Source organism: Runella sp. SP2, assembly GCF_003711225.1.
Classification (GTDB): Bacteria; Bacteroidota; Bacteroidia; order Cytophagales; family Spirosomataceae; genus Runella.
The window spans coordinates 459,001-470,932 of sequence record NZ_CP031030.1 but is presented as its reverse complement, the minus strand read 5'-3'; the positions used below and the strand labels follow the sequence as shown (position 1 = coordinate 470,932).

The following is an 11,932-nucleotide window of genomic DNA, read 5'->3' as shown; positions in this document are numbered from 1 at the left end:
TGAAAAACAATAAGATACAAAACTGAGGACATTTTTTTGATATTTTTTCAGCAAAAACGTTTGCATTTAAAAAACACATCGCACATCTTTGCACTCCCGAACGACGGGAACAAAACAAAAAACAATGGTGATGTAGCTCAGTCGGTAGAGCAAAGGACTGAAAATCCTTGTGTCGGCGGTTCGATTCCGTCCATCACCACCTCAAAATCAAGCCGTTACGATGAAAATTCGTAGCGGCTTTTTTCTTTGGTAAACTATTCGTAAACATTTGAAAAGTTTACGAAGGATCAAGTTCAAAATTTGTGGAGTGCGTTGGATTTTTTTAAGTTTGTGCTTTTAATCAATCGTACTTGCTTTGGAGAGTTTCCTACCTATCGTTCAGTTTCTGTTACCTGAGTTCCTTCTTGAAAACTTTATTTTGCTTTCCGTTGACAAGCAAGAAGATTGCTTTCAGGTGCATCTGGAAGAAAAGAACGCTTCTACTGCTCACCCTGATCGGGCGAATCTGTTATCCAAAGGTTTCTTTCCCTCGATTACAGTTCAGGATTTTCCCATTCGCGGCCATAAGGTATTTCTACACATTAAGCGTCGCAGGTGGCTAAACACCAAGACCCAAAAGGTTGTCTACAGAGATTGGACAGAAGTAGAAAAAGGAACGCGGATGACGAGTGAGTTCGCGTTTTTTTTAAAGGGAATCACTCAATAATAACCCCAATAGCGTCTATTCAATTGGGAAATTTTATGGTGTTAAGGGCAAAGGTTTGCTACGCCATTACCATGATTATCAGAGTGGTTTTAAAAATTGGAACCAAAGAAGTCATGCCAAGAACTGGCTTTTATACCCTCAAAATTTGGGTAGCCACTTATCAATTGATGAGACAAGCCTATCGCATGGAGAGCTTTATACGATTTTGACCAATAAGGCCGCCAAGGGAGGAAAAGGCAGTATTGTAGCTGTTGTGGCAGGAACAAAAGCTGAAAAAGTCATTGAAGTTCTTCGTAAAATCCCTGAAAGTCAGCGCAAAAAAGTAAAAGAGATAACGTTGGATATGGCGGGTAATATGGAACTGATTGCCAAACGGTGCTTTCCTAAAGCGACCAGAGTCACTGACCGCTTTCATGTTCAAAAACTGGCCGCAGAGGCTCTTCAGGAAATGCGGGTCAAACACAGGTGGGATGCATTGGATGCCGAAAATGAAGCTATAGAGCACGCTAAATCAACTTCGACTGACTATCAACCGGAACTATTATCCAATGGTGACACAATTAAACAGCTATTAGCTCGCAGCCGGTATGTGCTCTACAAAAAGCAGAAAGATTGGACAGAGAATCAAAAACAAAGGGCAATATTACTCTTTGAGCGCTATGCTGACTTGAAAAAAGCTTATGAATTAACCATGTCTTTGAGTCATATTTTTGAGCATACCAATGATAAACTGTATGGATTGGCACGACTCGCCAAATGGCACGAGAAAGTACGTCAGTCTGGATTTAAAGCCTTTAATACGGTGGCGCGCTCCATCCAAAACCACTATGAGACGATTCTTAATTACTTTGATAATAGAAGTACTAATGCTTCTGCCGAATCCTTCAACGCTAAAATCAAAGCGTTCAGAAGTCAATTCAGAGGGGTAAGAAACATAGAATTCTTCCTGTATCGGCTAACTCAGTTATATGCTTAATCCAAGTTGCTCCACAAATTTTGAAATTGAGCCTTTACGAACTCAGCTTGCACCCTTTGATTTAGTATTCAATCAAATTTATGTGTTTAAGTACACATAGTATAATTGCCTACCTATAAATCTTGAATCATTTTGCTTCCATTTTATATGCTAATGACTTGGATGTCTTAGCCGATGTTCGGGTAGATTCTCTTTTAAGAATATTAATGTCTCTGATACTCTATCCTATAATGTGGGAGGAGTTCTACTTTTAATCCATAGAAATAATATTTTTACCGTTAAATAATTTTTTCGGTGATTTTATCAGGTCTTTCTTTGAATTGAGGCGTATTCCTTCTAACTTTCCTTTACCCTGCTGAAAGGACCCTTGCAAAACCACCATAAGCGAGCTCAGTCCTCTTTTTTTGATATTTACCCAACGGCGTTGTCAATTTTTCTTGATTAAAACTACTGCGCTGTTGTGCTCATAAAAAGTTATTTGTTTATCCACATAAGCTATACCTTATTCCAAATGCAACCCTTTTGCCTTATTTGCCTGCTTCTGCTGGGCAGTACACACCTACAGTCACAAACAACTGGGACTTCTTTGATTGTTCGGTTAGACACTCAAGGCACTGTTCTTTTTAAACCAACCGAGGATTCCAAAAAATACGGAATCTTGGCTAACGAAGCAGGGCCGATTCAGCAACGGGAAAACCGAGCTGGCATGCTGATTTTCAGTCCACCAACGGCCAAAAACAAACCTCATTCTGCCATAACCATTGGTGTGTTGCCTACCCAGTTGCTAGATATTCAAACTGGAGAAGGTAAAGTTCAGTTTGAAAACATCGATAATAGATTGTTGGGAAAAATCGTGAGCGGGCCTGTCAGTATTATCGGAGGAAAAGCCAATACCTACCTACAAGTGCAGGCTGGTGACATTACGGCCCGACAAAGCCAATGGAAGGGAACAGTCTCAACAGTAAAGGGCAATATCCTGTTGGAAGACAGCCCCGACCTCGAAGGACAAACCGCCGACGGTACACTTACCTATCGCTACACCCAGACAAGTCTGAAAGAAAAAAAAGAATTCATTCGGCAATGGGCCAAAGGCCGCGTAGAAGTTTCTGGTTCGGTACCGATGGCTCACTTACAACTTTTGGAAGGAGAGATAGCCATCGACGGCACGTTAGACAAGGCATTCATCGATATCCGTGATCGGGGCAATATCACCGCCAAACAGGTGGGCAAAGCATGGGAAGTCCATACCCGCAAAGGCACTATTCAACTGACAGCGGCGGCTTTTGAATCCTTACAGATTACCTGCGAACAGGGCAAAATCTCACTATCACTGCCCAAAGCGTTTCGAGGTACGGTCAAAATTCTTAGCGAAGTGGTAGGTTTAGATCGTCCTACCTTCAAAGTAATCCATTTTTGGCAGGCAGAACCCATCGTTTTTGAAACCGTTACTACGGAAGAAAAAGGCAAGGCGTTGCCTCAGTATTTTCGCTATTTCTTTGAAAAGAAACTCGGCGAAGACGCCTCGACCCTGTGGATACGCGTTAAAAACAGTGACCTAGAAATCATTTCCCTTTAATCTATTCCACCCATGAGAACATACTTACTGCTTGGCATCTTCTGCTGCCTTTCGTTAACGATACTAGGGCAAAATACGTGGTTAGGGATAAATACCAACTGGAATGATGCGGCCAACTGGACGGCAGGTATCCCTACTTCTAGCAGTTCCGTACGCATCAACAGCGGCCCAGCCAATTTCCCCGTTTTGACGGGAAACGTAACGGTGAATCACTGCGAAATCAACGAGGGAAGTATTTCGCTGGGAAGTTATGAGCTCAAAAGCACCAGCAGCTACATTCTGCTATCCACTCTAAACAGCGCGGGTGGCAAATTTACTACCAGTGAAGCCGTACGATTTGGACGAAATAGCATTTCGGGTGTGATTACGCTGGAAATCGACAAAGGATATGTGTACGGAAATATTTTTTACAACGCCCTCACTCTAATTGCCAATGCGCCCTCAGGCGGCAGTGATGCCGTCATTGTGGGCTGGGTTCGTCCTGATACCTTCAAGGGAGAAACTACCTTTATCAACAAAGGTTCGCAAAACGGTATAATTGTGGGAGTGCAAGCCGATGTCAGTTTTGATACCACCGTTTTTGAAAAAAAATTCACTTTTCGCAATGAGTCCACAGTTGCTAACGCTAGGAGCGTTTTTGGCAACGGCGAATACAGTAATTCGGCCAAAGTAGTGTTCAAAGACGAAGTGGTACTAGAAGGGACGCACACGGGTCTGAATCAACCACAGTTGAGCTTTATCAATGCCGAATTTCGCCAACCCGTGACAGTAAAAATGCAGGGAGGTACTGTTCATTTCGGCACCACGCAACTCTACGCCCGCTCGGTTGTGTTTCAATCGTCACTGCTGTTGGATACGCCAGGTACAACCGTTGAATTTGGGGACAGTTTTACCCCCGCAACGATGAGTGCGGCAGGAACCCTTTCGGTGGCTTCGGGTCAAATGACTACTGGTGAATTACGTTTTTACAAATATCGTTCCCTGACTACCACCCCCCAACTCATTCAACTCAGTGGCAGTGGTACAGACAGTACTTACGCTACGCGGATTCTTACCACCGATAGCACTGATTTTGCGGGAGAGGTGTATTTACGAGCAGATCGTGTGCAGCTTAATGGCGGACGTTTTGCGGCGCGAACCACCGTTGAGCAATTGGGGGCTTCCTCGGCAGCTCGTGCCATGGGAGGCGTCATTAACAGTGTCACCACCCTCAATGCTGGAGGTAATCGTTTTTTAGACAGCCTGATTATCATCAACCGACGTAGCGGCGTATGGGAGTGGGAAAGTAACCGTCAGGACACGCATGGAAAAGGGATTCATCTCACTCACGCTGCTTTAGGAACGGGTTGGACGAGTCTGGCGAATACTGGAGTGAAGGTCCTTCCTCACCTGACGGTCAGTACCCCTGTGAATGCCTCAACTTCGGGCGGAATTCGCATCGGCTACGGTGCCGATACGGTATTTCTGCCCGCCAACAAACAACTCACCACCCAAGATTTTTCGCGGGGCAATTTAGAATTTTATCATTTCTTTCGACAGGGCAGTGGACTGGAGCAGACTTTGACGCTAACCGACAGTTCCTTACTGCATATCGAAGCCTCGCGTTTTGAGGGAAAACTCGTTGTCACGACTCCAGTCCTATCGTTGGTGTCTTCGGTATTTAGTCAGTTTTCCTCCTTTGTCAAAACGGGTAGTTTAATAGGCTCTCTGATAGACGATGTCACCTTTTACGACAGCGTCAGTTTTCAACATCAGGACATAGCAGGGGGTATCCTCTTCGGTCTGCGTGACAGCCAACTCCTAAAAACTAGTGGAATGGGGTCGGATACCTTATTGCGACTCATTCCAGCGATTCCGTCCGAATCCGTTACGGATCGGAACCCCGACCGCATTGTAATGAAAGTGGGTTTTGAAGTGCTGCCCAACGCCCGTTATGCCGCCATTATCAGTACGCAGCAGAGCACCACGACCATCGGCGAATCCCTATTACCCCAATTGACACCCAAATCGCCTAACTTAGCAGCCATCGAACGCTATGGAGAAATTCCCGTCAGTTTATACACTGGATTACCTACCATCGAGATTCCCTTATACGAAATTAAAATGGGTTCGGTGAGTGTACCCGTGAAACTGACTTACCACGCAGGCGGCCACAAAGTGACCGATCAGGAAAGTTGGGTGGGGCTGGGCTGGAGTTTGCAGGCAGGGGGCAGCATCAGTCGACAACTTCGTGGTAGTGCCGACGAACTGACCAATAACTCAGGGGTATTGGGACAAACCTTACCAGTCTTCAGCAGTTCTCCTATTACCTGTCTGACCGAACAAATCAAATCAGACTTAAATCTATATGTCGATTTCGGCAAAGACATCGAACGGGATATATTCTCTTATCGTTTGCCCGGACAGAGCAACCACTTTGTCCTGACTCCTGGCGGCAAAGGCTATACTTGGTTGCAACCCGAGGCAAGCCGTCTCTCCTACCCTTCGAACCTACTAACTTTTCAATTGGACACGCCCGACGGGGTAAAGTATGAATTTGAGGAAGGCGAAAGTACCTATTTGCCCAACGGAACTACCTACCGTAGTTCTTGGCATCTCTCCAAAATTCAGGGCTTAAAAACGACCGATCAAATTCACTTCAGTTATCAACCCCGACTGAGCATCACTTACCCAGCCGATATAACAGACACGGAAGTGTACTATACCAATGTCGAAGGACTCAACGCGTCGATGATTACTGCGGGTCAGATAAGTGTCACATCTTCCACCACCGCACCCGTAATTTTTGATGCCTTATTAGAGCAAATTCATTTCCCAGGCGGGAAAGTGGTCTTTGTGACTACTGGAACGCCGCAACAACTGCAGCGGGTTGAAATCTACGGACTGAACATCACCACCAATGATTATACGCTGATTAAACAATTTGAATTGACCTATACTGATAATAGCCGCCGTCTGTTGGACAAAATCAAATGGAAAGACACGGCTGGCTCGTTGGTAGGTCAATACAGTTGCGGATACAATACACAAACAATGCCTGCTTACACCTCCCGGGCCAAAGATTATTGGGGCTATTACAACGGTCAAACTAGCAACACAACGCTGATTCCTCCCCAGTCTTTCACGGAGAATCTCTATACTTCAACTGGTTCACCCACCACCGTCACGGTAGGAGGTGGCAATCGGAACCCAAATGAGACCCTGATGCAGGCGTTGATACTGAATCGTTTGGACTATCCGACAGGCGGTCATACTACGTTTGAATACGAAGCGCACCGGTATTTGCCCGTTTCAGGACCTGCCCAAATAGTGGGAGGGCTGCGGGTAAAACAAATCATCAGTGAGGATGCCAACGGTCAATCCCTGACCAAAACCTATCGCTATGGAGCGGGAGAATCGGGCAACGGCACCTATCGGGACATTATGCCCAAAACCTATTCTACGATTCAGCGTTATAAACACCCACAGGTTTTTGTCGGCGAGTCTGATTACGCATATACAGTACGCGTCTTCTCTTCAACATTTACCGTTCCGATAGCACCTTTTGACGGCAGTGTGGTGACTTATCCGATGGTTACTGAATACGAAGATAATGGCAGTGGGGCTTTGGGAAGAACCGTCTATACCTTCAAAGATGATGCCGTGGACAATCAAACCATGATTACTTCGGCGGCAAAAAGCGCCTACGTCAGCCGCCATTGGGGGCGGGGGCAATTGTTGAACAAAACCGTGTACGGTGCCAATGGTCTGAAAAAACATAAACAAGTCAACACCTATTCAACCCTGCTGACTGGCCCAACGCCAACGCTGGGCTATTTGATGGGAAAATCTCAGATACGACTCAACAGCACCTCCCCCGACATGTCGGGCTGTTTGCTCAATGATGATGTTTTTACGACCGTTGCGTATAACTGGAACTATGGTCGTTTGCAACTGACCCGCAGCGAAGAATACCGCTACAACGACGAAGATGATACCAAATATCTCTATACAAAAACCGAAACGAGGGTAGATACGAGTTATTTCCAACCCATCGAAACCCGTTTGTGGGAAAGTGACGGTTCGCTACAAATGCAGCGGATGCGCTACCCGCAGGATTTTGGGGTCATCAGCGGCACACCGAGCGAAGCGGCCGCTGGCCTGCAACGGTTGCAACAGCGAAATGCCGTCAGTATTCCCGTTGAAAACATCAGCCTGCGAAAATTGGCAGGAGCAAGCGATACGTTGGTGATTGGCGGCACTCTCACCGAATTTAAAAAACAAACTTCCGTGACGCTTTCCAACGATGTGCTGCCCATCCGTACGTTTGTGTTGGAAGTGCCGCCGAATGCAACACTGACCACCAGCGGATACACGGCTGCCGGACTGAGCGGCAACAATCTTACCAAAGATAGCCGCTATGTCGAGCGGTTAAGCCTGAGTAGCTACGATACCTACGGCAATCTTTTGGAATATGCTTTGACCAAAGGTGCTTTGGTGGCATTGGGCTACACTACCGTCTCGAAAGACAATATTTACCATTCTTTCGTCACGAGCGAAACCGCCAATAAAAACGGAGACATCGAATACCTCACGCAATACAGTTATACTGTTCCTTTGCAGGGACTAAAAGAAACAGTTACGCCCAACGGCCTGAAGACGAGCTTTGAATACGACGCCTTTGCTCGATTGAAACGGGTGAAAGACCATGAGGGCAAACTGCTCAAAGAATACGAGTATGAATATGCCTCGGCTGCGGGGCAAAATGCCGTAAAGCAGTTGATGCCCCGAGTGGCAATGACCACCTTGTCGGGCAATTTTGAGCAGTACCAAACGCAGCTGAGTTATTACGACGGTTTGGGCAGGCCGCTGCAAACGGTAGCTCAACAGGCAGGGCCGAACGGAGAAAACGATATTATAACGGGAGCCACCGTTTATGATAACTTCGGGCGCATCAACAAAAACTACATTGCTTTTGTCCACGTAGGCAACGGCAGTTTGGCCCCGTTACCCACTGCCGTGCAGGGCGATACTTTTCCTTTTTCGCAGGTCACAGAGTATCAGGACTCTCCCCTGCGCCGCGCCCGCAAAAGCTACGGCCCAGGGCAGGCGTGGCGAACGGCAGAAAAATACGGCCAAATGCGCTATTTGACGGCGAGTGGCGGCAGCATTCGTCAGTGGGTTTGGGAAACCGACGGAGGAGCGCAGGGCAGCGGTTACTACCCCGACACTTCCCTGACCAAAACCGTACAAATTTCCGAGCAGGGCAATCAGACCATTACTTACCACGACAACCGAGGGAAGCTGATCTTACAGGAACAGCAGGCCGACGGCGGGGTGTGGCTGCGGACAGGTTACGTGTATGACGTCTTTGACCGTCTGGCTTATGTAATTCCCCCCAAGGTGTACGACGGACTGACCAACTTCGAGGAAAGTGACGCCGTCTTTACCGAGGGAATGTTTGGGTATCATTACGATAAACGCGGCAGGGTAATTGAAAAACACGTACCCGGAGCAGGGTGGGAATACATGGTTTATGATGTTTTGGATCGTTCTGTGTTGCGGCAAAATGCCCGACAGCGAACTGACAACCATTGGAATTTTACCAAATATGATGCCTTGGGACGCGTGGTTCAAACGGGCGAGACACCAAACGCCTCTTCTCGAACTACCTTACAAACACAGTTTGACGGCGTAACGGTGCCTTACGAAACCACGGTGGGCGGAAATCAGAGTTTTCCCTTTACGCCAGCGGCCAATGATTTAAAAACAGAAAATTACTACGACGATTACAGTGCCTTGCCTAGCAGCGGATATGCCTACGGCGGTGGATATATAACACCCCACGGCAGTGCCCTGGGCATGGCCACGGGGGGCAAGACGCGCAATGCCATCGACAACGGTTGGCTGTATTCTGCCACCTACTACGATACCAAAAACCGCCCCGTTCAGCAGTACCGCCAACATCAGTTGGGAGCCATCAATCGCACCGACTTTGACTATACCTTTGCTGGTGAGCTGACCAAACAACGCACTACCTACCGCCGCGCAGCAGTGAGCGATTTAGTCATCCTGCACGAGTATGAGTACGATCATACGGGACGAAAAACGGCCTTCTTCTCCACCTATGGCAGCCAGCCAAAACAACAATTGGCTCAGTATCAATACGATTCACTAGGTAGGCTGAAAAATAAAACTATCAAGCCCCGACCTGCCAATATTACCCGTACGAGTTCTCCGCCCGCTAACACACAGGACATTGCCCGTGAGTATGTACTGCTGCTGCCCAATGTCAGTATCACTCCCACCACTGGCCAATCTTATTTGGCTGGCATTGCGGCAGGAGTAGGATTACAGCAGATTCAATACCACTACCACATTCGGGACTATCTGAAAGGCATTAACCTAGATGCGGGGGGCAATGCTTCTTTGGCAGGTGGCCAATTGTTTGCCATGAAGCTGGATTACGAAGCCGACGGCACTTACTACGATGGAAATATTCGCAAACAAACCTGGCTGACAAGCTCCCTAGCTCCCAATGGGGGAACAAGGAGTTATACGTACAGTTACGATTTGGCCAATCGGCTCACGAGTGCTGCTTATACAGGGGTGGGAAGTGAAAATTATTCCTTGGAAAACGTCAGCTATGACAAAAACGGCAACCTGCAACAGCTGTGGCGCAAAGGCAAGACGGGCAGCGGAACCTACGATTATGTGGACCAACTCAGCTACACCTATCAAAGTGCCAATAGTAACCGTATCAGCCAAGTAACAGATGCCATTGCCAATGCCAACGACTTGGAAATGTTTAAGGATGTATCGGGAACGGATTATACCTATTGGGAGAATGGTGCACTCAAATCCGATAACAACAAAGGAATTTCAAAAATTGAATACAATCATCTTGAACTAACCAAACGCATTGAGTTCAGCAGCGCCCGTTGGATTGATTACCACTACGACGGGGCAGGTAACAAACTTCGTAAAATCACTTCCGAGGGGGTAAAAACCGACTACGTTGATGCCGCTGTTTATCAGAATGATACACTTTATCAAATCGCGCACGACGAAGGTCGTTACTCTAAACTGGGTATTGAGTATAGCTACACCGACCATCTGGGTAATGTACGCTTGATGTTTATGGATTCATCGGGTGTAGCGGCCATTACCCAAACGGAGAATTTCGGGGCGTGGGGCGAAAGTCTAAAATCACTCAATTATTATCGTTCCTCAGCGGGCAAGCAACAGTATGTCTTTACAGGCCATGAACGCGATGAGGATTTGGGCGTTTTTGATGCTAAGGCGCGGATGTACGATCCGCTGGTGCCACGGTTCTGGTCTATTGATCCATTGGCATCTGCCGTACCGAGTATGACGCCCTATCGATACGGATTTAATAATCCCGTCAATATAACCGATCCAACGGGAATGCTGGAATATGATGATAAGAAGCCTGAATTTGAGTATTCAGATGGGTATAGCACATTGAGCAGTAGAAATGCGACGGGTAGTGTTAGTTTTGATGGAATGTATAATGCAGCGGGAGGGGGTGATGAGAAAGGGCAGAAGGGGAATAACAAACATTCTACAAGTTCTATTCCTTCAACTACAGTTGTCAAGCCATCATCTGCTTCTGCTGACAAAGACCCCATTGTGCAAGCAGGATTAGGATTAGCTACGGCTTTAGCTTTAGATGATGCAACCGTTGTAGGAGTAGCAGATGACCCATTGATTCCTATTGTTTTAGCTGCCACAGGTATCTATGCTGCTGTAACGACCGATTTTGTACAGAAAATGTCTAATGAAATTGATCGAATTGCTAAAAAAACAGCAGGTTCACAAGGTAGTGTATATGAATTAAGAGTAAGAAAAGCAGGAACATATCCAGATGTAAGAGGAAATCCTGTCACTCTCAAAGCAGGGGATATTTGGAAGTATGGAGAAACTACAATAGGGCAGCAAAGATATAGGCAAAGTGAACTGGATAAAATGGTCCCTGGAGGAGTTATTCGAAACGACTTTTATTTTGGTAATCAGATAGAAATAAAGATTGTTGAGAAGTATATGATTTATGGTTATTTCTTTAACCATGGAACTCTGCCTCCAGGCAATAAATATTTTAGATGAATTCTAACGAAAGAAGCAAAATGAGACTAACATTTGGAAGTGAAATATCAAATGGAATACCTTTTCCATTCTTTACTACTGATTTGGAAGATTTAATAAATATAACCTTTCAATCAAAAAAATATGGAGACAATATTTTAACAATATATTCAGGATTTATTTGTGTTTCAAAAGAATATGAATTCTTACATCCAATACGCAAACCTAAATTACTTAGAAAAGAAGCCGCATTGGAATTTGAATACAAATTAGATTTTGAAATATACAAAAATATGAATGATGAGCAGCGAAAAAAGTATGTTGCTACAGAGTATTTTGAGAACCTTAAAGGAGTTTTTGAAAAGAAAAAAATCAAAGATTTTGATAGTGAGTCGTTTTTAAAAGACCTAGAAATTCTATTGAAAGAACAAGGTTTATTAACCTGATTGCATCTTATTTCATTATTTTTAAAATGATTTTTATAAAACAAGTGAAGCATCTTACGAAATTAAAATGTTAGCCACTATAGTAATTAAATATAGGGACTGATAATTTAATGAAGCTAATTAAAGCAAATGAAATAAAATTT

The 11,932-nt window shown here is 45.5% G+C and carries 4 protein-coding genes and 1 tRNA gene; all 5 read left to right on the top strand.

The annotated features are described in order from the left end of the window. The first annotated feature begins 126 nt into the window (after positions 1-126). The 5 genes from DTQ70_RS01840 to DTQ70_RS01815 all read left to right on the top strand — a co-directional run bounded on the left by DTQ70_RS01840 (position 127) and on the right by DTQ70_RS01815 (position 11,789). Positions 127-199, top strand: a tRNA-Phe gene (locus tag DTQ70_RS01840). Between the two features lie 562 nt (positions 200-761). Next, a complete protein-coding gene (locus DTQ70_RS01830) occupies positions 762-1,682 on the top strand; it encodes a transposase (RefSeq protein ID WP_229600055.1) in 921 nt (306 codons plus the stop codon). 511 nt (positions 1,683-2,193) lie between these two features. Further along, on the top strand, positions 2,194-3,258 hold the full coding sequence (locus tag DTQ70_RS01825; protein WP_122929226.1) for a hypothetical protein: 1,065 nt from the start codon (positions 2,194-2,196) through the stop codon (positions 3,256-3,258). Between the two features lie 12 nt (positions 3,259-3,270). Beyond that, complete coding sequence (locus tag DTQ70_RS01820) at positions 3,271-11,364, top strand: RHS repeat domain-containing protein (protein ID WP_122929225.1); 8,094 nt, start codon at positions 3,271-3,273, stop codon at positions 11,362-11,364. Then, positions 11,361-11,789: an Imm44 family immunity protein gene (locus DTQ70_RS01815; RefSeq protein WP_122929224.1), complete on the top strand. Its 429-nt coding sequence runs from the start codon at positions 11,361-11,363 to the stop codon at positions 11,787-11,789. The genes DTQ70_RS01820 and DTQ70_RS01815 overlap by 4 nt, the downstream gene beginning before the upstream one ends. Positions 11,790-11,932: the final 143 nt, after the last annotated feature.